The following is a 21,589-nucleotide window of genomic DNA, read 5'->3' as shown; positions in this document are numbered from 1 at the left end:
TCGGACATCGGCGACGGGCGCCTCACCCGCCGGGGGGATAGGTGCGGGGAAGCTGGCCGAGGTCCCACCGCGGTGTGCGGTCGAGCGGCTCCACCGCGCGGGTCTCGTCGATGTGCAGGACGGCGTCGAACTCGTCGCACAACCGGGCGCGGAAGTAGTGGCAGCGCCGCTCCGACCTCGGGCGGTACACGGCCGCGATCATGCGCTGCAGGCGCGCCGACCGCAGGACGTCGGCGCTGCGCGGGGCCGCCGCGAACCAGGTGAGGAACCGCTTCTCGCCGACCTCGTGGAACAGCTCCTCGACGCTGTCGGACAGGGCGGGGCGCAGCCACTTGCGGTCGGGCCTGCCTCCCCACTCGTCGGCCGCGGTGACCGTGCCGGTGTAGGTGGTCATGCCGATGCTGCGGCAGTCGCCCCCGTGCCGCTCGCGCACGAGCATGCCGAGGTTGACCTCCCCCCTGCAGGACGCCTCGGTCGCCCGCGCGTCCCCCGCGTGGGCGTCGTGGCACCATATGACGATCTTCGCGGGGGCACCGTGGCGGCGGCCGAGGTGCTCGGCGAGCGCGTCCAGCGTGTCGGTCATGTGGCGGTCGCGATGGTTCCAGGCCGAGATGCGGCCGCAGAGCAGGGAACGATAGTGCTCGTCGGCGTTCTGCATGGCCGCGGCGTTCAGCTGCGCGTAGAACAGCTCGTCCTCCGGCAGCGGCCCTTCCTCCCGCGCCGAGCTCATCGCGCCGCGCCGCAGGTCCACGAGCCGGGCGATCAGCGTCTCCTCGCCGCCCGCCTCCGCGCCGCAGGCAGGGCTGAAGCCGTACGGCCGGTCCTCGGGGCCGAGATGGTCGAAGCAGGCGTACCCCTCGCGGGCGCGGGCGGCGGCGGCCGGATCGGACTCCGCGAGGGCCGCCACGATCTGCTGCATCGACCGGTGGGCGCCGTGGACGTCGAGCCCGTAGAAGCCGGTCTGGCCGGCGAGCCCGGTCATGACGCCGTCGTTGTGCTCGCGCAGCCAGTTCACGAAGTCGAGCACCACCACGTTGCGCCACATCCATGCCGGGAACCGCTGGAAGTCGCCCAGCGCCTCGTCGGCGGTGGCGTCCCGGCCCCGGCCGAGGACGTACCGGTTGACCCGGTAGGCGTCGGGCCAGTCCGCCTGGACGGCGACGGCGCGGAAGTCCCGCTCCTCGATGAGGCGCCGCGTCAGGGCCGCGCGGGCCGCGTAGAACTCGTGGGTGCCATGGGAGGCCCCGCCGATCAGCACGAAGCGGGCATCGCCCACCAGGTCGAACAGCACCTCGGGCGGCGGGGCGTCGTTCCCGACCGGCACCGCCTCGGCGCGGATGGCCGCGACGTCGCCGGGGCTCTGCCCGACGGTCTTGGCCTGCGCGGACGTCGCCGAGGCGCGCAGCAGGTCGTGCACGTCCTCCAGGGTCACCTCGATGAAACCCCAGTACGAGGGGTCGACGACGAAGAACGACGAGGGCGTGGTCGCGACGACCACCTCGTCGGCCTGCGTCCGCAGTTCCTCGTAGGTGGCCGCCGAGCAGGCGGGCACGGCGACGACGACGCGCGCGGGGCGCAGCCGCCGCAGAACCTTGATCGTGGCGGCCATGGCCGCGCCGGTGGCCAGGCCGTCGTCGACGACGATCACTTCTCTGCCCTCGACGCGCTGGGCCGGCCGGTCCTGCCGGAAGCGCCGCTCCCAGCGGGCGATCTCGCGCCTCTCCCAGCCCGCGACGTGCTCCACCACCTCCGGGGGGATGGCGAGGCCTCTGATCACGTCGTCGTTGAGCGCGATGACGCCGTCGCCCGCGATCGCGCCCATCGCCAGGTCCTCCTGGCCGGGCACGCCGAGCTTGCGCACGACGAAGACGTCCAAGTCGGCGCCGAGGGCCCTCGCCACCTCGTAGGCCACCGGGGCACCCCCGCGCGGCAGCGCCAGCACGAGAAGGTCCGGCCGCCCCCGGTGATGGTCGAGAAGGCCTGCCAGCGCGCGTCCGGCATCCCTGCGGTCACAGAACAGGCGGTCGGACATCGTGGCCCCCTATCGTGCTCGGAGGCGGACCGCCCGGCCCGGCGGGCCTGGCCGCCGGCATGGGCCTCGGGCGGGCGGGCCTGGGCCATACGACGAGCGTACGCCTTCTCCTCCAGGCCCCCTTGAGGCCGGGCTCCGGAAGGGCGGACACGGGGCGCGAACGCGGGCGCGAAAAGCGGTCAAAAACCACTTACCACCTTGCGGACAAACAAAGGCCGCACTATATGGAAATATCAGCCACAGCGTCTCCTTACCGGTAAATCTCATTCGCACCACCGTCGGCGGCCAGGGAAAACCGTAATTGACACGCGGAAGATCGGGGCTCCATAATCATTGCGTCCGAGCAGGCCGCGGAAAACGACACGTGACCAGAGCACCCCCCGTTCTCGACGCGACGACTCCCCCTACCACGGCGAAGAGCGCACCATCGCATTCGACCGGCACGCCGATCAATACAGCGTCACACGGCTCCGCCCCCGCGCCCGTCGGCGTTTCCGCGTCCGCACCCGGAAATCGACGGGAATCGACCACAAGGCCGATGCGGGTTTCCACGGCCATTCATTCACGCATAACCGGCGAACACCTGATCACTGCGCACCGCACGACCCGGAATGACCCGGGAAGACATCGCTCCAGATTCGGCATCTCCTCCGTTCGATGCGACAGGGATTGGTGGTGTGGTCGTGACCGAGACGACCAGCGAGAGAACAGGCACCGAAAACGGCCGGCCTCAGCAGAGCCTGGCCACCACGGCGGCACGCAACCTGGCCACGACCACCAAGTCGCAGCCACAGATGCAGAACATCTCCTCCCGGTGGCTGCTGCGCATGCTGCCCTGGGTCAACACCCCCGGCGGCGCCTACCGCGTCAACCGCCGCCTCACCTACGCCGTCGGCGACGGGCGGCTGAGCTTCACCAACCAGGGCAACGACATCCGCGTCGTCCCGCCCGAGCTGCGCGAGCTTCCGCTGCTGCGCCACTTCGGCGACGACGGCGTGCTGGAGGCCCTGGCGGGCCGCTTCACCCAGCACCAGCACGAGCCCGGCGGCGTCATCGCGCAGACCGGCGAGCCGGCCGACCGGCTCATCCTCATCGCGCACGGCAAGGTCAACAAGATCGGCGCCGGCGAGTACGGCGACCAGACCACCCTGGCCGTCCTGGCCGACGGCGAATACTACGGCGACCGCACCCTGTCCGCCGCCGCCCCGGCGACGTGGGAGCACACCATCAAGGCGGTCACCCCGACCACCACCCTCACCCTCTCCCGCCACGCGTTCCAGGAGCTGCTGGACCAGTCGCCGGCGCTGCGCGACCACGTGGAGGAGCACGAACGGCACCCGCGGCCCCCGCACAACAAGCACGGCGAGGCCGTCATCGACATCACCTCCGGCCACTCCGGCGAGCCGTCGCTGTCGACCACCTTCGTCGACTACGAGGCCAGCCCCCGCGAGTACGAGCTCAGCGTGGCGCAGACCATCCTGCGCATCCACACCCGCGTCGCCGACCTGTACAACCAGCCGATGAACCAGACGCACGAGCAGCTGCGCCTCACCGTCGAGGCCCTGCGCGAGCGCCAGGAGCACGAGCTGATCAACAACCCCGAGTTCGGGCTGCTGCCCAACGCCGACCTGCGGCAGCGCGTCCAGACCCGCACCGGCCCGCCCACTCCCGACGACCTCGACGAGCTGCTGTGCAGGCGCAGGAATTCGCACTTCTTCCTGGCCCACCCGCAGACGATCGCGGCGTTCGGCCGAGAGTGCAGCAGCCGCGGCCTGTATCCGGACACCGTCCAGCTGTTCGACCACGCCGTGCCCGCCTGGCGGGGCGTCCCCCTGCTGCCGTGCAACAAGATCCCGATCACCAAGACGCGCACCAGCTCGATCCTCGTGCTGCGCACCGGCGAGGACGACCAGGGGGTCATCGGCCTGCACCAGACGGGCCTCCCCGACGAGTACGAGCCGAGCCTGTCGGTGCGGTTCATGGGCATCGACGAGCAGGCCATCATCTCCTACCTCGTCAGCGCCTACTACTCGGCCGCCGTCCTGGTCCCCGACGCGCTCGGCGTCCTGGAACACGTCGAGATCGGTCACTGAACCGGCGGTCGCGTAAGCGGTTCAGGGAACAAATCGAGTGACGACCGGGGCCCCGCACGGCCCCGGCGGCGCCCGATGGCAGGAAGGGAGTGTCACGCGCATGGCCGACACGACGAACGAGAGCAGGGAGGAGCCATGCGCATGGCAAAGACGGTGACCACCGGGCGCCCGCCCCGGGAGGTGCTCGCGTGGAGCCGCGAGCTGACCGGGCCGCCCCTGCGGGCCGCGGTCGAGACGCTGCCCGCCTCGATGCGGCGCATCGCGGCCTACCACTTCGGCTGGCAGGACGAGAGCGGCCGGCCGGCGTCGGGCAACGCGGGCAAGGCCGTCCGCCCGGCACTGGTCCTGCTGGCCGCCGAGGCGGCCGGCGGCTCCGCGGCCGCCGCCGTACCCGCGGCGGTGGCGGTGGAGCTGGTGCACAACTTCTCCCTCCTGCACGACGACGTCATGGACGGCGACGCCACCCGGCGTCACCGGCCCACCGCCTGGAGCGTGTTCGGAGTCAGCGGGGCCATCCTGGCCGGAGACGCCCTGCTGACGCTCGCCTTCGAGGTGCTGCGCTCCGGCGGCCACCCGGCCGCCGACGAGGCCGCGCGGGTGCTCGGCGCCGCGGTGCTCGACCTGGTCGAGGGCCAGAGCGCCGACACCTCCTTCGAGACGCGCGACGAGGTCGGCCTGGCCGAGTGCGTGAGCATGGCCGAGGGCAAGACCGCGGCCCTGCTCGCCGCCTCCTGCGCGCTCGGCGCCCTGTCCGGCGACGGCGGTCCCGAGGTCATCGAGTCCCTGCGCGCGTTCGGCTCCCGTCTCGGCCTGGCCTTCCAGATGGTCGACGACCTGCTCGGCATCTGGGGCGACCCCGCGGTGACCGGCAAGCCGGTCTTCTCCGACCTGCGCAGCCGCAAGAAGTCCCTCCCCGTGGTCGCCGCCCTCACCTCCGGCACCCCCGCCGGCACCGAACTGGCCGCCTTCTACCGCCACGGCCAACCGCCCACCCTGGCCGGCCAGGCGCCCGCTCTCACCGCGCGCCTCTCCGCGCAGCCGTCCCCACCGGCCACACCGATGCCCCCACCATTCGCCCAGGCGTCCCCACCTGCCGCACCGATGCCCCCACCACTCGCGCAGGCGTCCCCACTTGCCGCACAGATGCCTTCACCAGCCGCGCAGGTGTCCGCGACGGCCGAGCTGGCTCGGGCGGCCGACCTGATCGAGGCCGCCGGCGGGCGGGCGTGGACCCAGGCCCGGGCGGACGAGCTGCTGGCCGAGGCGCTGGCCCACCTGGCCGCCACCGGGCCCGCACCGCGCCCGGCCGCCGAACTCCACACCCTGGCCCACCTGCTCGCCCACCGCGACCACTGACCCGGTACGAGAGACCACCGGCCCACGAAGCACCGCGCCGCAAGATCGGCGGCTCGGCCCGCACCCTCACTCCGGCCTGTTCCGACGCCTGTGCGGTCACGCGCTCCGATTTCGCCCAAGGGTGCTCCTGTGAATAATCGAGCACATGCCTGATGAGGTGTCCCAACCCGTCCCAGAAGGCGGCGGTCGGTTACGAAAGATCGGCTGGGGGGCGCTCACGCTCTTCCTGGCCGCGTTCGCGATCTTCGAGAGCGTCAAGTACGGCTGGCCGACCGCCGTCGCCACGCTCCTGTTCTTCGCGCTGATCGACCTGGCGCGGCTCGCCGGGGTTCGTCCGCCTGGCGTGCTCTACCAGGCCGTGCACCGCGTATGGATCCCGCTGGTGGTGGCGGTCGCCTACTCCTTCGGGCCGATCGTGTGGCCGCCGCTGTTCACCGCCGCCCTGGGCTGGCTCACCCGCATCGCCCTCGAACGAGCGCTCGGACGCGGGTTCCCGCCGACCGGCGGCTCCTGACCGGCCGTCACCCATCCCCGCCCCGGACCGGCGACAGCGGTCGAAAGGCCCATGCAGGTGGTGACGGCTGCCGGTCCAGCAGGCACAAGCATCGCCGGCGCGCTTCGAGAAGCCCGCGGGCGCCTTCGCCGCAGCGGCGGACACGTGACACTCGGCCCCAGCCGTCTCCGGCTACGCGGGACTGTCCGCCGATGGCCTGGCGCTGACCTTGTCCAGCAGGGCGAACTCGTCGGCGGTGAGCCGCAGCGTCAGGAACGGGAGCAGGTCAGCGAGTTGGGCCGCGTTGCGGGCCCCGGCGACCGGGGTGGCGACGGTGGGCTGGGCGGCGAGCCAGGCCAATGCGACCGCGGGCAGGGTGGTGCGGTGTGCGGCGGCGACCTCCTCCAGGGCCGCCAGTACGCCGGGGCCGTTGCCGTTCAGGTGCGCGCGGGCCTGGCCGGCGCGGGGGCTGTCCACCCCTGGCCCGCCGGGACGGTATTTCCCGGTGAGGAAGCCACGGGCCAGTGCGACATACGGCAGGCAGGCCAGTCCGGCGCCGGTCACGACGGGCGCCAGGTCCCGTTCGTAGTCCTCCCGCTGCACCAGGTTGTACTCCGCTTGCAGCGCGACGTAGGCGGCGAACCCTTCCCGCGCCGACGTCTCCAGCGATTCCGCGAGCCGGTCCGCGGTGAAGTTGGACGCCGCGATGTGCCGAACCGTGCCGGCGCGCACCAGCGCGTCGAACGCGGCGAGGGTCTCGGCGAGCGGGGTACCGGGGTCGTCGACGTGCGCGAAGTACAGGTCGATGTGGTCTGTCCCCAGCCGCCGCAGCGAGTCTTCGGCGGCGCGCCGGATCGTCTCCGGGGCCAGGTCGGCCAGGCCGGGTAGCGCACCCACCTTGGTCGCGATGACCATCCGGTCCCGGCAGCCGCGGGCCTTCAGCCAGCGGCCGATGATCGTCTCGGATTCGCCGCCGCTGTTGCCGGGCACGTGGAAGGTGTACATGTCCGCGGTGTCGATGAAGTTGCCGCCGGCCTCGGCGTACGCGTCCAGCACGGCGAATGAGGTCTCCTCGTCCGCGGTCCAGCCGAAGGGATTGCCCCCCAGGCACAGCGGTGACACATCAAGATCACTAGCGCCGATCTTCACTGCCGCCCCCATCCGGACAACGGAGCCTGGGGTGACAGCGGAGTAGCGGCAGGCCCGCTGTACGGCGAGCGGCGCTCCGGGCGCCGGGCGCCGGCCGGCACCGAAGTGCCCACGGTTTCGATTCGCATGGCGGCAACGTTAGGAGTACGCAGGGCACCGACCGGTTCCCTACAGACTTCCGCCGTCGCCGCCGCCGCCGAGCTCGGCGGCGTGTTCCTCGGCCCACCGGGCAAGCACGGACACCGGCCCGAGCAGGCTCTCCCCAAGCCCGGTCAGCCGGTATTCCACACCTGCGGGCGCGGCGGGAATGGTGCGGCGCTCCACCAGGTTGCCGCGCTCCAGCTTGCGCAATGTCTGTGTCAGCATCTTGTTGCTGATCCCGCCGATCCGATCGCGGAGGTCGCTGTAGCGCTGCGGGCCGCGTCCCAGCCCGAACACCACGACGACCGACCAGGTGTCGGCGACCAGACCCAGCGTCGTGCGGGCGGGACAGTCGGCGAGGAACACGTCGTGGCTAGCCACGCGTGCGGACCCAGACGTCGGGCGAAGCACCCATGTCAACTCGACTCACGAGACCGCCTTCCGCTCATACGGAGGTGAACCCCCACCAGCGCGCGAAACACAAGCTCCGCGCCATCATCGCAAAGATCCGGCCATGTACCCGGTGTAACGAGTATGCGGCGCTGGTGCATCCCCGCACCGTCGTGATCAGTGACCCACAGGGATCTTGCTCAGCCGGCGCCGGCCTGGCCGGTGGGGGGTCGCTATCGTACGAATGTGTTGATCTCGGACGGGGAACTGGCCGTGGCGGCGGCGCAGGCGGGAGCCGCCGTCGTGCGCGCCATGTACGGTGCGTCGCTGGCGCGCTTCGAGAAGTCCGCGGGTGACTTCGCCACAGCGGCGGACATCGAGGCGGAGAAGGCCGTCATCGACGTCATTCGCGCCGCCCGGCCAGGCGACGCCGTGACAGGCGAGGAGAGCGGGCGTACGGGTTCGGACGGCGCGGAGCGCATGTGGCTGGTCGATCCCCTGTGCGGCACGCTGAACTATGCCGCGCGCAACATGCTGGTGGCGGTGAACGTCGCCCTGCGCGCGGGCTCCGGCATCACCGCGGCGGCCTCGGCCGACCCGTTCTCCGGCGAGGTCTTCTGGACCGACGGCGCCCGCGCGTGCGCGCGTCGCGACGGCGTGGACGAGCGGCTCGCGCCGTCGCCCGGTTCGCGGCTGGTGGACGTCAATCTCGACCCGCCGTTCCCCAACGCGCCGGGTTTCCTGGCCGCCCGGCTGCTCGCCGACCCCGGATTCGCCGAACGCTTCCGCCCGCGCGTCGTCTCCACCACCCTGGCGGTGGCATGGGTCGCCGCCGGGCGGCGGGCCGCGTACGTCACCGACGGCCATCTTCGGGACAGCGTGCACTTCGCCGGCGTGATCGCCTTGTGCCAGGCCGCCGGATGCGTGGTGACCGGCATCCACGGCCAGCCCGTGCACACCGGGGCCGGCGGCCTCGTGGTGGCCGCCGACCACGAGACGCACACCGCCCTACTGCACCTCATCGGCAACCAGGTACCCACGCCGTCCCACGGCGACGCCGCGACTTCGTCGTAGGGAACACGGGTTCCTCGATGAGCGGGACTCCACCGCGGACCGCCGGATCGGCGGTCACGTGCGCGCGTGGCCGCGGCAGGTCGGGCTCATTCGGTGAGGGTGGCGATGATGCGGTCGAGGGTGGCGAGGTCGGCGGGGTCGAGGTCGAGGATCGCGGGGGGCGGTTCGCCGAGGATGGCCTCGGCGACGGCGGCGGCCTTCTCGCCCTCGGGGGTGACGGTCACGATCTTCTGGCGGCGGTCGTCGGGGTGCACCTCGCGCACCACCAGGTCGCGGCGGACGAGGTCGTCCACGACGAGGGTGGTGTAGGGGGCGTCGATGGTCAGATAAGCGGCGAGCCCGCGCATGGTCATCGGTTCCGCGGCGAGCCGGCGCAGCGCCTTGGCGCGGATGAAGCTCATGTCCAGGGCGGCGGTGACCTCCTTGCGGCGGTCGAACCGGTCGAGGACGAGCGTGCGCATGCCGCGCCAGACACGGGCGGCCATCTGGGGGTCGTGGCTCATGATGTGACGGGAATCCTCGTGTCCTCGACGGAGAGATGCGCCGCGGTCCGCTCCGCGGTGCCCTTCGCCCATCTGCCCGTGGTGATGATACCCAGAGCCAGCACGACCGTCCCGTACGCGGCGGTGATCCACCAACCGGCCCGCCCGGCAGAGGCGAAGCTCTCGCGGAGCGATCCGGAGATGCCGGTGGCGAGCACCGAGCCGGCGATGGCGACGCCGAGCGACTGGCCGATCTGCCTGCTGGTCGAGGCGACGGCCGCGGCCACCCCGGCCTGGGACAAGGGCATGCCCGAGACGGCGGTGTTGGTGATCGGCGCGTTGACCATGCCCGCGCCGAGGCCGAAGACGGTATAGGCGGCGAGGATCCACAGCAGGGGCGTGCCGGCGGTCAGGCGGGTGAGCATCAGCCCGCTCACGGTGAAGGCGGCCCCCGCGACGACCAGCGATATCCGGGGCCCGCGCTCGCCGACCAGCCGCCCCGACAGCGGCCCGCACACGAGGGTCATGGCGGCGATCGGCAGGGTGCACAGGCCCGCGTGGAACGGGGACAGGCCGCGGACGTCCTGGAGGTAGAGGGTGTTGAGGAACAGGAACCGGCCGAAGGCCGCGAACGCGCTGATCGCGATGACCGAGGCGCCGGAGAACGGCACGCTGCGGAAGAAGCGCAGGTCGATGAGCGGGTCCCGGCGGCGGGGCTCGTAGACGATCAGCCCGGCCAGCCCCGCGACCGCGGCGAGGGCGAACCCGATGGTCAGCGGTGACCGCCAGCCGTTCTCCGGCCCCTCGATGATCGCGTACGAGAGCGCGGCCAGCGTCACGATGACCAGCGCCTGCCCGACCGGGTCGATCCGGCGGGGACGCGGCGCCCGCGACTCGGGGACGAACACGGCGGTGAGCACCAGGGCGGCCACGGCGACCGGCACGTTGATCCAGAAGATGGCACGCCAGCCGATCGAGTCGATGAGCGCGCCGCCGACGACCGGCCCGAGGCCGATGCTGATGCCGACGACGCCTCCCCACACGCCGATGGCGCGGGCGCGCTCACGCCGGTCGGTGAAGGTGTTGGTGACGATCGACATGGCGACGGGGTTGAGCATCGAGCCGCCGATGGCCTGCAGCACGCGGAACGCCACCAGCCAGCCGAGGCTCGGCGCCAGCCCGCACAGCAGTGAACCGATCGCGAACACGACCAGGCCGACCTGGAAGGTGCGGCGGCGTCCGACGCGGTCGGCGGTCGATCCGGACAGGAGCAGGAGGCCGGCCAGCACGAGGGTGTAGGCGTCGATGGTCCACTGCATGCCCGACACCGGCGCGTGCAGGTCGCGCTCGATCGCCGGGAGGGCGACGTTCACGATCGTGTTGTCGAGCCCGACGATGAACAGGCTCATGCAGCAGATCACCAGGATGAGCATCCGCCTGCTGCGGCTCGGCTCCGGCACGACGTCCCCCATGCTTGTAGCAGTACAACTATTTGGATAATACAAACAATGCCTGCTATAGCCCGATTTATGCCCATGAGCTGCGGGTACATGGCGATCACCCGGGGAAGAACGTCTCCCGTGGGGGCGTGCGATGGCCGGTCACCCGCGACGGACGCCGTTCACGGACGTTCGCCGGGTGCCGCGCAGCGCGTTTCGGGCCGGGCTCCGCCGTCGCCGCGCTCAGGGGGACAGCGGCCTGCCATGCCGTGCCGCGGCCGATCTCGTCCGGCCGCGACACGGCGTGGTCTTGTGGCTGTCCCCCGCCCGTCCCACGGGCGACCCCGGCCGCGTCCACGGGGTGAGGAGGCGAACGAAATGCCCGGTAACAAGGCCGTGGCCTACCTGGCTCCCGGCAGGGTCGAGGTCCAGGACACCGACTACCCCGAGTTCCAGCTGAAGGACGGGCCGGGCGTCCACCCGGCCAACGTCGGCCGCAAGGTCCGGCACGGCGCCATCGTCAAGACCATCGCGACCAACATCTGCGGCAGCGACCAGCACATGGTCCGCGGGCGCACCACCGCGCCCCCCGGGCTGATCCTGGGCCACGAGATCACCGGCGAAGTGGTGGAGACCGGCCCCGACGTCGAGTTCACCAAGGCCGGCGACCTGGTGTCCGTCCCGTTCAACATCTCCTGCGGCCGGTGCCGCAACTGCAAGGAGGGCAAGACCGGCATCTGCGAGAACGTCAACCCCGACCGGCCCGGCTCGGCGTACGGGTACGTCGACATGGGCGGATGGGTCGGCGGGCAGGCGGAGTACGTGCTCGTGCCCTATGCCGACTGGAACCTGCTGAAGTTCCCCGACAGGGACCAGGCGATGGAGAAGATCCTCGACCTGGCCATGCTGGCGGACATCTTCCCCACCGGCTACCACGGGTGCGTCACCGCCGGGGTGGGCACCGGCTCCACCGTGTACATCGCGGGCGCCGGTCCGGTCGGGCTGGCCGCCGCCACGTCGGCGTTCCTGCTCGGCGCCGCCGTGGTGATCGTCGGCGACCTGAACGAGGACCGCCTGGCGCAGGCGCGCCGTTTCGGCTGCGAGACCGCCGATGTGTCCAAGGGCGAGCCGAAGGACCAGATCGAGCAGATCCTCGGCGTCCCCGAGGTGGACTGCGCGGTCGACGCGGTCGGCTTCGAGGCACGCGGTCACGGCGCCGAGGCCGGGGTCGAGCGCCCGGCCACCGTGCTCAACAGCCTGATGGACCTCACCCGCGCGGGCGGCGCGATCGGCATCCCCGGCCTGTACGTCACCGGCGACCCAGGAGCGGCGGACGAGGCCGCCAAGCAGGGGTCGCTGTCGCTGCGCCTCGGCCTGGGCTGGGCCAAGTCGCACGCCTTCTTCACCGGCCAGTGCCCGGTCATGCGCTACAACCGGCAGCTGATGATGGCGATCCTCCACGACCGGGTGCGGATCGCCGAGGCCGTGAACGCCACCCCGATCCCGCTCACCGAGGCGCCGCAGGGCTACGCGGACTTCGACCAGGGCGCCGCCCGCAAGTACGTCCTGGACCCGCACGGACTGCTCGGGTCCGCCTGACCGGAGCGACCGAACGCAGAACGTGGTCCCGCTCCGGAAGGACCCCTGTCCGGAGCGGGACCACGCTGGTGGTGGTGGCGGGCCCCGCCACGGCCGTTGTCAGCCGCAGCAGGGTCCGCAGTCTTGGGTTGTCAGTTGATGGGCGGGTAGGCGTTGGCCAGGAGCTGGCGGAACTGCGCCGAGAACCACGCGCCGGCGATCGGGGAGTCCGCAAGGGCACCGGTCGGGTTGTTGCCGTTGCGCTCGTTGCCGCCGTAGGTCGGGTCGCACATCCGGTCGAAGCCCTTGCCCTCGTTGTTCGGGATCTCCTTGCTGGCACCGTCGGACTCGCCCGGAGGCTTGATCCACACGTAGGCGTCGATACCGGAGGCGGGAGCCGCCTTGGGCCGCTCGCCGATGCCAGCGCCGCTCTGGTTGCACCAGTTGCCGGCGTGGACGCGACGGTCGACCTTCGACGCGTTCACGAAGGTGTCGACGTTGGTCGAGGTGCTGGGCCCGCTGGGCCGAGCCGAGCCGCCCCAGCCGTTACGGGAGGTGTCGATCAGCATTCCGATGCCGGAGTTGAACCCCTGGGAGACCAGCTCCTGCCGGAACGCCTGCGCGTAGGTGAGCTCGTCGACGTAGAAGTTCCAGTCGACCCACTTCGACTGGCGCACCGACTGGCCGCCCACCTGGGTGTTGATGGTGAAGTACGGCTCGCTCAGGGCCGAGTAGTTGGCGGTGTTGGTGATGAAGCCGTCGACGCTGGCGAAGCCGGCGGTGGTGCCGCGAACCGTCTCGGCGAAGAGCTGGGCGGAGGGACGGAAGTTGCTGTCCCAGCCGAGCCAGCCGTGGTGCCCGGCGTCGATGTAGGTGTAGACGTTCTTGATCGCGTGCAGCTTGTTCAGCGCGTACTGAATGCCCTGGACGTAGGCGCCGCTGGACTTGGCCTCGGCACACGCCGCGATGCCGGTGTTGGTGACCAGGTTGGGCAGCGAGTCGATCTCGATGACCGTCACGATGCGCAGGTTCGAGTACTTCGAGTCGCTCAAGATGGCGGCGATCGGGTCGATGAACTCGGTCTTGTAGCGGCTGATGCCGTTCTCCGAGACCTTCAGCTCGCCGTTGGAGGCCAGCGCCGAGCAGTCGCGGTTGGGCAGATCGTAGACCACGAACTGGATCGTCAGCGGGGCGCTGCCGTTGGCGGCGTCCTGCTGGACGGCCGCGTCGAGGTGTGCCCGCACGCCCTTGACGCTGGAGCTGCCCTCGATGGCGGCGATGCGGTCCAGCCACACTCCGGTCGAGAGGTTGGCGACGGCGGAGCCGCCCGGCTCGGCCGCTGCCTTGGAAGACCAGTCGGAGTTGACGTAGCCGGTCGCGCCCGAGTACGGGTTGTCGACGTGCGTCGGGTTGGTGCCGCCGTCGTTGTCGGCCTCGGTCGCGGTCACGGCGACGGAGGACAGCCCGGAGGAGGCCACGCTGAAGGCCCGTGAGCCGTTGGCGGTGTCACTGTCCTCGGCGGCGCCCAGGGTGACGCTCTGCGCGGTGTTCCAGTTCGACGTCGTGAAGGTCAGGCTGGAACCGCTGCGGATCGTGAGGTCGGAGTCGCCGCTGCCGGCGGTCGAGGTCACCGTCACGCTGGAGCTGGGCTGCCGCGCCAGGCGCACGCCGTAGGTGGCGGTGCTGCCCTCGGGGACGGTCACGGAGGTCGGGCTGACCACCAGCGACTGGACACCCGGGGTCGGCGTCGGAGTCGGGGTGGGGGTCGGCGTCGGCGTCGGCGTCGGCGTGGGGGTCGGCGTCGGCGTCGGCTGGGGGCCGCCGTTACAGGTCGTGCCGTTGATGGCGAAGCTGGTGGGGTTGCTGTTGGAACCGCTGTAGCTGCCGTTGAACCCGATCGTCCACGAGGCCCCGGAGGCCTGGCTGCCGTTGTAGGACTCGTTCCGCGCGGTCACGTTGGCGCCCGACTGCGAGAACTGGGCCGTCCAGCCGTTGGTCACCCGTTGGCTGTTGGGGAAGGCGAAGGTCAGCGTCCAGTTGCTCAGGGCGTCGCCGAGGTTCTTGATGGTGATATTGGCACCGAAGCCGCCACCACCGTCCCAGGTCTTGGTATACGTGACGTCACAGGCCACCGCGGCATTGGCCGAAGTCGGGGCGACGGCGAGCCCGATGCCGGTGAGCACTAGCGCTGTCACCGCCGTAAGGCCTCTTCGCCAGGAACTCTTGTGGGGTCCCATTGTCTGTTTGTCTCCCTCATGAAACTTGGTGGGTTCTCCGCCTTCTTGAGACGGCCAAGCAGCACCCAACTCGACATCAGCGGTGGGAGCGCTCCCATCGTCGGAGTGTTTCGGGAGGATGTACAGCAGATTGCGGGCCCCCTCCCCCGCGTGGCAACCCCCGGCTCCGGGCCCCGCCTCCGTCACCCCTGATGGCCTTGGCAAACGCGCGTTCCAGCGCATTGGATCATCAGGGAGCCCGATGAAACATTCATCTAGAGCCGGCGCGTGTGCGCGTTCGCCCACCGCCGTTCCACGCTGGTCGCCCATGGGACGGCCGGTGAGCCGGCCCATGGGCGGGGGATGAGGAGAGGTCGACGGGCAGGCCGTTTAAGCCCGCGTCACTCGCGCAGGAGAACAGGAACCGGCACCACATTCCTGGAGGCGAAATGACCGACGAACCCCGCATGTCGCTATCAGGCATCGTGCTCGGCACACCGGACGTGAGCGAGCTGTCGGCCTTCTACCAGCGGCTTCTCGGCTGGAAGGTCATCGATGAGGAGCCCGGCTGGGTCAAACTCGCCGCGCCGGGCGGCGGGCCGGGCCTGTCCTTCCAGACAGAGAACGAGTACGTCCGGCCGACCTGGCCCGCCGGCCCCGGCGACCAGCAGATGATGATCCATCTCGACATCGAGGTCGACGACCTGGAGGTCGCCGGGGCACACGCCGTCGCCTCCGGCGCGGTCCTCGCCGCCTTCCAGCCGCAGGACGACGTGCGCGTCTACCTGGATCCCGACGGGCACCCGTTCTGCCTGTTCCTCAACGAGTGACCCGCTCGCCCCTTGCTCGTCCATCACCAAGCGGTCAACGAGTCGTCTCGGCGAGCAGGCGGTCCCAGTCGGCCAGGAAGCGGGCCAGCCCGTACCGGGCGGAGGCGGCGGCGCGGGCGGCCTTGCCGGCCTGCGCCGCTCGCGCGGGGTCGGCGGCGAACGACCGGAGGGCGGCGGTCAGCGTCTCCACCCGCGTGGAGATCACCCCGGCCTCCGGCGGCACGGCCTCGACCGCCTCGGTGGTCGCGAGCGCGACGACCGGCATGCCCAGCAGCATGGCCTCGATGAGGGACAGGCCGAGCGACGTCCACCGGTAGGGGTGCAGGTAGACGCGGCGGCGGGCCAGCTCGGCGTGCATCTCGCGCTGAGGCAGGTCCTCGTAGGCGCCGTACGGCAGACCGGTGACCTTCATGCCGAACACGTCCAGCGGCGCGGCGGCGGCGAACGCCGGCAGCAGGTCGGTGCCGGCCACCCGGGTGCGGCGGACGGGCTCGTTGACCACGACGCCGACCCGGGGCAGCTCTCCGGTGTAGCGGTGGCCGGGGTCGACCACGCCGTGCTCGATGACCCGGGCCGGCGCCCGCCCCGAGTCCCAGAACAGGTCGTTGAAGTGGGTGACGTGGACCAGCGGGATGTCGTCGCGGCCGGCGAGCGGGTGACGGGTGGCGGGGACGTCGCCCGCCGGGGTGTTGTGCTCGACGTAGACGGCGGGGACGTCCCTGCCGGGACGGCGGCCCAGCCAGCGCTCGGCGAGATCGAGTTCGTGCGGGCGCTGGAGGACGACCACGTCGAAGTCCTCCTCGCGCAGGCGGTCCCACGCGACCTCGCGCACGGAGGCGGGCCAGGTATAGGTGCGCGCCCTGCCGCGGCCGTCGGGCCCGCGGTCGCCGGTGAGCGGCACCACGTAGTCGTGGCCGCCCTGGACGAACGCGGTCGTCCAGGAGCCGTGCACGTGCCACATCATGACCCTCACGACGTCCCCCTCCCACCCGGCCGGCCCAAGCCTCATGCCGTCCGTCCCCGGCGCACGGCCGGCCCAAGCCTCAGGCCATCACCCGGTCGACGGCGTCGGTCAGGTCACGCGCGACCTCCGGCGCGGCGGCGATCTCCTCGGGGAGGGTCACCGGGGTCGGGACGAGGATGGCCCTGGCCCCGGCCGCCCGGGCGGCCTCCATGTCGCGGCCGATGTCACCGATGACGACGCAGTCGGCGGGAGGGACGCCGAGGGCCTCGGCCGCGCGCAGGACGAGGCCGGGCAGGGGCTTGCGGCAGGCGCAGCCGTCGCCGTCGTCGTGCGGGCACACCGCCCAGACGCCGAACGGGCCGAGCAGCTCCTCGACGCGGGCGTTGACCTCGCGCAGCGCGTCGGCGTCGAACAGTCCCTTGGCCACCCCGGCCTGGTTGGTGACCACGCCGATGGGCATCCCGGCCCCGCGCAACCGGTCCAGCGCCGCGCGGGCGCCCGGCATGGGGCGCACCAACCGGGGGTCGGCGTTGTAGGGGACGTCTTCGATGATCGTGCCGTCGCGGTCGAACAACACGGCGCGAGGGCGTGGACGTAGCGGCACCAGAGCACCTCCCGGCTGCCGTGTGCCCCCTTCCCGATGGACCAAACAACATCGCCCACGCCGCCTCCGCCGATGGGGGCGACGTCAACCCCGGTCGGCCCGCGCAGCGCGCAGGGCGAGGCCATGCGCTTCGCCGAGTCCGTCCGAGCGTTTCCAAGAACCGGTCAAAATCGGCGGCCCACGGCGATGTCCGGGTGGCCGGCGCATGTTCGCGGAGGTCGGACCGTGTAGCCACGCGTGACTGGGGTACGCAGGTTACGCAGGGCTGACCAGGGAATTCACCATCATTCCACGGCCCGCGCCGCCCCGCCCCGGGGCACCGGATCCCGACGACCGCGCCGGCCGTCGTCCCGGCCGTACGGGCCCGGAGCCCGCCGTGGACGTTCGGGGAGACGACATGGCCACATCATTCAGCCAGGAAGAATCCGGGCACGTCGAGCGCGACAGCGCCGAGGAAGCGACCGGCGCGCCCCTCACGCCGGTGGAGGAGGAGAGCTCCGCGCGGCCTCCGGGAGTCCCGCGCGGGATGCCGTTCGGATCAAGAGCGGCCGAGGGGGAGACCGAGGTCAGCGACGGGGAGCGCGAACGCTTGAAGGAACTCAACCCCGACGACTTCGAATGACCCGCCCATGACCGGACGACCTCGAACAGTCCGGGCTTCCATCGGACGACTTCGAACGACCAGCCTGTGATCAGCGGCCCTGTCGCACCGTCGGCGGGCCGGGGGTCGTCCCAGCCCCCCGGCCACGGTGACGGGCGGGGTCGGGCGGTGACGGAGGTGGCCGGTGACGGAGGTGCCGGTGGCGGAGGTGGCCGGTGACGCGCGGGGTCGGCCGGTGGCGGTGGCGGATCAGTCGGTGGCGAGGTCGATCCAGACCGTCTTGCCGCGGCCGCTGGGCGAGTTGCCCCACATGGTGGCCAGCGTCCCGACGATGATCAGCCCTCGGCCGTGCTCGGCCACCGCGTTCGCCTCGTCGGAGAGGGTGATCGGCGCGGGCACGGCGGGACTGGTGTCGGAGTCCCTGACCTCCAGGTGGACGCGGTCGGGATACTCGCGCAGCCGCACCTCCACGTCGCTGTCGGCGTGGATGAGCGCATTGGTGATCGCCTCGGAGGCCATCACCTCGAGATCGTCGATGAAGGCGTCCAGGCCCCATTCGTGCAGATGCCGTCGCACGAACCTGCGCGCCGCCCCGACGCCCTGCAGGTCGTGCCGCTGGATGGCCATGCGGTCGATGCGGTAGTGCTCCCCGCGCGGGTTGCCCTCGTAGCGGGCGACCAGGACGGCGATGTCGTCGCGGCGCGCCTCGTGGTCCGGCGCGACGGCGATGAGACGGTCGGCGAGCCTCTCCAACGAGGTGTCACCGGTCTCGTTGATCGATTCGAGCAGGACGCGGGCCCCGAGCACCGGATCGCCGGTGACCGACTGCGCGAGCCCGTCGGTGTAGAGCATCAGCAGCGAGCCCGGGTGGAGGATGATCTCGGCCGTGCGGTGCGCCCCGGTGAGCGGGACCCCCAGCGGCACGTTCGGCGGGACGTCGGGCACGGTGATCGTGCCGTCCGGCTCGCGGATCAGCGGCACGGGGTGCCCGGCGAGCGCGATCTCCGCAGCGCCGGTCTCGGGGTCCATGCGCACGAAGCAGCAGGTGGCGAGCAGGTCGGTGTCGAGGTCGGCGAGCAGGTCGCTGGACCTGGCCAGCACCGCGGCCGGGTCGTGGCCTTCGGTCGCGTAGGCGCGCAGCGCACTGCGCAACTGGCCCATGACCACCGCGCTGTCGATGTTGTGGCCCTCAACGTCGCCCACCACCAGGCCGATGCGGTTGCCGGGCAGGCAGATCGCGTCGTACCAGTCGCCGCCCACCCCGGCGGAGGTGGGGGCGGACAGGTAGCGCGCGGTGGTGACCACCTGCGGCAGCTCGGCCAGCATGCGCGGGAGCAGCCTCTCCTGCAGCCCTTGGGCGAGGGCCCGCTCGTTCTCGCCGAGCTGCGCCCGCTCGACCGCCAGGCCGAGCTGGCTGGTCATCATCAGCAGGACGGCGCGCTCGCCGACGCTGAACCGCCGGGAGTGGTCGAAGCCGAGGGTGCAGCTGCCGAGCGGCGCGGCGGCCGAGCCGATCGGCAGCACCGCCATGGCCTGGACGTCGGCCGCCGTCCCCGGGTAGTCGGCGATCAGGGCCTCCCGGTCGCTGTAGAACAGCGGGCGGCCGGTGCGGATCACGTCGGTGTAGGGGCTTGGCCGGCTGAGGGCGGTGCCGTGGATCTCGTCGCTCAGATCCGTCCGGCAGCCCGTCTGGCCCGCCAGGCGCAGCCGGCCCTCGGTGAGGGTGGCCAGGGCGAAGCAGCAGGCGCCGAAGGGGCCCATGATCCGCTGCTCGGCGGTCCTGACGATCTCTGGAAGGCCGCTCGCCTCGTTCAGCGCCCCGGACATCTTGTGCATCTGGTACATGAGCGACAGGCCGATCGACCCCGGGATGCCGGGCAGACCCCACTCCGGTTCCCAGCCGGATGCGTCGTACAACGGCATGACCACCGGCGAGCGGGCGGCCAGGATGGACGCGCCGCGGGCCGCCATGTCGGCCAGATCGCGGGCCAGGCCGCGGCCGATGCCGCAAAGGCGCCGCATGTCGGCGTCGGGGAGCCGGGCGTGGCGCGGCGGCACCCAGATCACGGCGAGGGCTCCGATGCTGCGCTCCGCCGCGATGAGCGGGATGGAGACGACCGAGTACGGGAACGGGACCAGCGGGATGATCTGCGCCTTCGGGAAGCTCGTCTCCATGTTGCCCGCGCTCACCGGTCGCATCACGCGGTAGGACATCGACGTCGCGTAGGGGCCGTCCACCGCCATGCGGTCGGGCATGGTGAAGATGGCCGGAGCGGCGCCGCAGATCACGGTCGCGGCCAGGTGGCGTCCTTCGTCGTCGGGAAGGTAGACCGCGCCGGAGTAGGCGTCCATCTCGCGCACCGCGCGGCTCAGGGCCACGCCGATCAGCGCGTCCCGCCCGGCGCCGGTCGACGGCGGGACGCCAGAGACATGCCGGCGGTCTTTGAGCGTGGCCCCGCCCCCCTGCTCCTGTGCGTGGCGGCGCCCGTCCCGGTCCCACGTCCCGGCATGTCGGGGCGAAGTCCGGGCGGGCGTACAACCACACTCTATCGGCGCAGGTCACGCCACCCGCAGCGCACCTCGGCAAGGAGGGCCGGGAGGCGATGGCCCACGCTCTGCCGGTCGCCTTCGACCGCCCGACCGGGCCGGCCGGCGTCATCACGCCGGGCGTGGACGGCCTGCCGGCCGCCGCCGGGTTCCCCGTTCTACGCGCTGCCGTCCTCCGCGGCGAAGTACCGCGCGCACAGGCGCAGGCGGCGGGCGTGCCAGACCATGAAGGTGCCGAGGAAGAGCTGGACGAGGCTGCGCCACACGTCCTCCCAGCGGTCGCGCACCCGCATGGCCGCCATGAGCGGACGGCGCAGCCGCGCGCGGGGCGCCGCCCGCGGGGTCATCAGGCAGGGGCCGCGGTTCGGCAGCGAGCGGGTGTGCCCGGCCGAGGTGGCGAACTCGAAGCGGGCGAGCAGCTCCCTGACGACGCCCTGCACGGTCAGGGGCGCCAGGTGCCAGGCGGGGCAGGGCCGGTTCGCCGCCACCCCGAACGGGATGTACGTCGGGCGCTCCTCCCGGGACGGGTCGAAGGTGTCGGGGTCGTGGTACCCCGAGCGTTGGAACTCCAGATAGTCGAAACACACCACCGAGCCGGCCGGGATGCTCGTGCCCTCCTCCAGCGCGATATCGGCCGAGGTGATTCGGTGGGCGATGCCGAAGAGCGGGAAGATCCGCAGCGTCTCCTCGATGACGTGGGCGAGCAGTTTCTCGTCCGTCGCCGCCTGCTCCTGGATCTCCGGGTGCCGCGCGAGCATCATCAGCACGTGCGCGGTCGCCTCCGAGCTCTGCACCACGGCCGTGGTGAAGAACGTGCCGTGCAGGTACAGCGCCCGCTCCCGGCGGGACAGCGACCCGGGCAGCTCGTGGGGCACCTCGTCGAGCACGCGTTCGAGATGGTCGGTCAGCCGCAGCCGGCGCCCCATGTGCCGCAGCCCGCAGCACTTGAGCGCGGTGACGACGTCGTCGGCGTTGGCCACGATCATGCGGCGGACGTCGTCCGGGCAGGGCCGGGCGAAGACCACCCTGTAGTAGAGGTCCGCCCAGACGGGCATCACGAGGTCGCGCAGCCGCACCATGCCGGCCTGCTCGGGCAGCGCCGCCTCCACGCTGCGCACGGCCAGGTCGTCGGCCGTCGCGCTCGGCATCCTGAGGATGCCGCGGGTGCGGCGTGCGACCTCGTCGTAGCGCGGGCCCGGTTCAAGGTGCTCCTGGTGGATCTCGGGGCCGGGCGACAGCCAGTACCAGAACAGGTCCGAGAGCGCGGCGCCACGGCTGCGGCCGTCCGCCGCGGGGTGGGAGTAGATCTCCATGAAGCGGGAGGGACCGAACAGGTCGCCGGGCACGGTGATCGCCTCGGACCCGTTGATGCGGGCGAACAGCCAGGTCCGCAGCGCGACGACCGCGCGCGGAAGCCAGTACGGCAGGCTCGGGAACATGACCAGGAGAAGGAGCGAGATGAGTACGACCACGGCTCTCCCCTGCCTCTAGGGACCCTTGTTATACGAAAAATAGCGTCCTGAGGGATTCGTGATGAATCTCCGGATACGCGGGGATTCGTATAACCGGCATGGACCATGCCGTGATCCGCTCGTGGCCA

The 21,589-nt window shown here is 71.6% G+C and carries 17 protein-coding genes; 7 read left to right on the top strand and 10 right to left on the bottom strand.

The window, feature by feature from the left end:
• Positions 1 to 22: 22 nt before the first annotated feature.
• Positions 23 to 2,032, bottom strand: coding sequence for an erythromycin esterase family protein (locus ACFO60_RS10570; RefSeq protein WP_380839627.1), 2,010 nt, complete (start codon positions 2,030 to 2,032; stop codon positions 23 to 25).
• Positions 2,033 to 2,715: 683 nt separating this feature from the next.
• Between ACFO60_RS10570 and ACFO60_RS10565 the strand changes: the two genes are divergently transcribed.
• The 3 genes from ACFO60_RS10565 (at position 2,716) to ACFO60_RS10555 (ending at position 5,995) form a co-directional block, all read left to right on the top strand.
• Positions 2,716 to 4,125 carry a family 2B encapsulin nanocompartment shell protein gene (locus ACFO60_RS10565; protein ID WP_380839625.1) on the top strand — a complete coding sequence of 470 codons (1,410 nt, stop codon included), beginning with the start codon at positions 2,716 to 2,718 and terminating at the stop codon, positions 4,123 to 4,125.
• Positions 4,126 to 4,260: 135 nt separating this feature from the next.
• On the top strand, positions 4,261 to 5,481 hold the full coding sequence (locus ACFO60_RS10560; RefSeq protein WP_380839623.1) for a polyprenyl synthetase family protein: 1,221 nt from the start codon (positions 4,261 to 4,263) through the stop codon (positions 5,479 to 5,481).
• A gap of 145 nt (positions 5,482 to 5,626) precedes the next feature.
• Positions 5,627 to 5,995 carry a DUF4260 family protein gene (locus ACFO60_RS10555; protein WP_380839621.1) on the top strand — a complete coding sequence of 123 codons (369 nt, stop codon included), beginning with the start codon at positions 5,627 to 5,629 and terminating at the stop codon, positions 5,993 to 5,995.
• A 171-nt stretch (positions 5,996 to 6,166) separates the two neighbouring features.
• Here ACFO60_RS10555 and ACFO60_RS10550 read toward each other — a convergent pair whose 3' ends face one another.
• Both ACFO60_RS10550 and ACFO60_RS10545 read right to left on the bottom strand, forming a co-directional pair.
• On the bottom strand, positions 6,167 to 7,096 hold the full coding sequence (locus tag ACFO60_RS10550; RefSeq protein WP_380839619.1) for an aldo/keto reductase: 930 nt from the start codon (positions 7,094 to 7,096) through the stop codon (positions 6,167 to 6,169).
• 195 nt (positions 7,097 to 7,291) lie between these two features.
• On the bottom strand, positions 7,292 to 7,645 hold the full coding sequence (locus ACFO60_RS10545; RefSeq protein WP_380839617.1) for a winged helix-turn-helix transcriptional regulator: 354 nt from the start codon (positions 7,643 to 7,645) through the stop codon (positions 7,292 to 7,294).
• A 255-nt stretch (positions 7,646 to 7,900) separates the two neighbouring features.
• Here ACFO60_RS10545 and ACFO60_RS10540 point away from each other — a divergent pair, with 255 nt between their 5' ends.
• A complete protein-coding gene (locus ACFO60_RS10540; RefSeq protein WP_380839616.1) occupies positions 7,901 to 8,728 on the top strand; it encodes an inositol monophosphatase family protein in 828 nt (275 codons plus the stop codon).
• Between the two features lie 86 nt (positions 8,729 to 8,814).
• Here ACFO60_RS10540 and ACFO60_RS10535 read toward each other — a convergent pair whose 3' ends face one another.
• On the bottom strand, positions 8,815 to 9,231 hold the full coding sequence (locus ACFO60_RS10535; RefSeq protein WP_380839615.1) for a MarR family winged helix-turn-helix transcriptional regulator: 417 nt from the start codon (positions 9,229 to 9,231) through the stop codon (positions 8,815 to 8,817).
• Entirely contained in the window at positions 9,228 to 10,682 is a 1,455-nt protein-coding gene (locus tag ACFO60_RS10530; RefSeq protein ID WP_380839614.1) for an MFS transporter, read from the bottom strand. Before ACFO60_RS10530 ends, ACFO60_RS10535 begins: the two co-directional genes overlap by 4 nt.
• Before the next feature lie 345 nt (positions 10,683 to 11,027).
• Between ACFO60_RS10530 and fdhA the strand changes: the two genes are divergently transcribed.
• Positions 11,028 to 12,248, top strand: coding sequence for a formaldehyde dehydrogenase, glutathione-independent (fdhA, locus tag ACFO60_RS10525; protein WP_380839611.1), 1,221 nt, complete (start codon positions 11,028 to 11,030; stop codon positions 12,246 to 12,248).
• 131 nt (positions 12,249 to 12,379) lie between these two features.
• Here fdhA and ACFO60_RS10520 read toward each other — a convergent pair whose 3' ends face one another.
• The gene (locus ACFO60_RS10520) at positions 12,380 to 14,422 is read right to left on the bottom strand and encodes a glycoside hydrolase family 6 protein (RefSeq protein WP_380839609.1); all 2,043 of its coding nucleotides are present in this window, start codon (positions 14,420 to 14,422) and stop codon (positions 12,380 to 12,382) included.
• A 470-nt stretch (positions 14,423 to 14,892) separates the two neighbouring features.
• On the opposite strand from ACFO60_RS10520, the gene ACFO60_RS10515 reads away from it, so the two are divergent.
• Complete coding sequence (locus ACFO60_RS10515) at positions 14,893 to 15,273, top strand: VOC family protein (protein WP_380839607.1); 381 nt, start codon at positions 14,893 to 14,895, stop codon at positions 15,271 to 15,273.
• Positions 15,274 to 15,307: 34 nt separating this feature from the next.
• Here the strand turns inward: ACFO60_RS10515 and ACFO60_RS10510 are convergent, their stop codons facing one another.
• Together ACFO60_RS10510 and ACFO60_RS10505 are read right to left on the bottom strand one after the other, a co-directional pair.
• Positions 15,308 to 16,237 (bottom strand): glycosyltransferase, encoded by a 930-nt coding sequence (locus ACFO60_RS10510; protein WP_380839933.1) that lies wholly within the window; start codon positions 16,235 to 16,237, stop codon positions 15,308 to 15,310.
• Positions 16,238 to 16,316: 79 nt separating this feature from the next.
• Positions 16,317 to 16,841 carry a D-glycero-alpha-D-manno-heptose-1,7-bisphosphate 7-phosphatase gene (locus tag ACFO60_RS10505; RefSeq protein ID WP_380839605.1) on the bottom strand — a complete coding sequence of 175 codons (525 nt, stop codon included), beginning with the start codon at positions 16,839 to 16,841 and terminating at the stop codon, positions 16,317 to 16,319.
• A gap of 397 nt (positions 16,842 to 17,238) precedes the next feature.
• Between ACFO60_RS10505 and ACFO60_RS10500 the strand changes: the two genes are divergently transcribed.
• Positions 17,239 to 17,463, top strand: coding sequence for a hypothetical protein (locus tag ACFO60_RS10500; protein WP_380839604.1), 225 nt, complete (start codon positions 17,239 to 17,241; stop codon positions 17,461 to 17,463).
• Positions 17,464 to 17,691: 228 nt separating this feature from the next.
• On the opposite strand, the gene ACFO60_RS10495 is transcribed toward ACFO60_RS10500, so the two are convergent.
• Together ACFO60_RS10495 and ACFO60_RS10490 are read right to left on the bottom strand one after the other, a co-directional pair.
• Positions 17,692 to 19,821 carry a SpoIIE family protein phosphatase gene (locus tag ACFO60_RS10495; protein WP_380839602.1) on the bottom strand — a complete coding sequence of 710 codons (2,130 nt, stop codon included), beginning with the start codon at positions 19,819 to 19,821 and terminating at the stop codon, positions 17,692 to 17,694.
• A 326-nt stretch (positions 19,822 to 20,147) separates the two neighbouring features.
• On the bottom strand, positions 20,148 to 21,461 hold the full coding sequence (locus ACFO60_RS10490; RefSeq protein WP_380839600.1) for a cytochrome P450: 1,314 nt from the start codon (positions 21,459 to 21,461) through the stop codon (positions 20,148 to 20,150).
• Positions 21,462 to 21,589: the final 128 nt, after the last annotated feature.

Origin of the sequence: Sphaerisporangium dianthi (genome assembly GCF_042654065.1) — a bacterium.
GTDB lineage: Bacteria > Actinomycetota > Actinomycetes > Streptosporangiales > Streptosporangiaceae > Sphaerisporangium > Sphaerisporangium dianthi.
The sequence above is the reverse complement of the archived record's forward strand: the minus strand, read 5'-3'. Positions and strand labels throughout refer to the sequence as shown.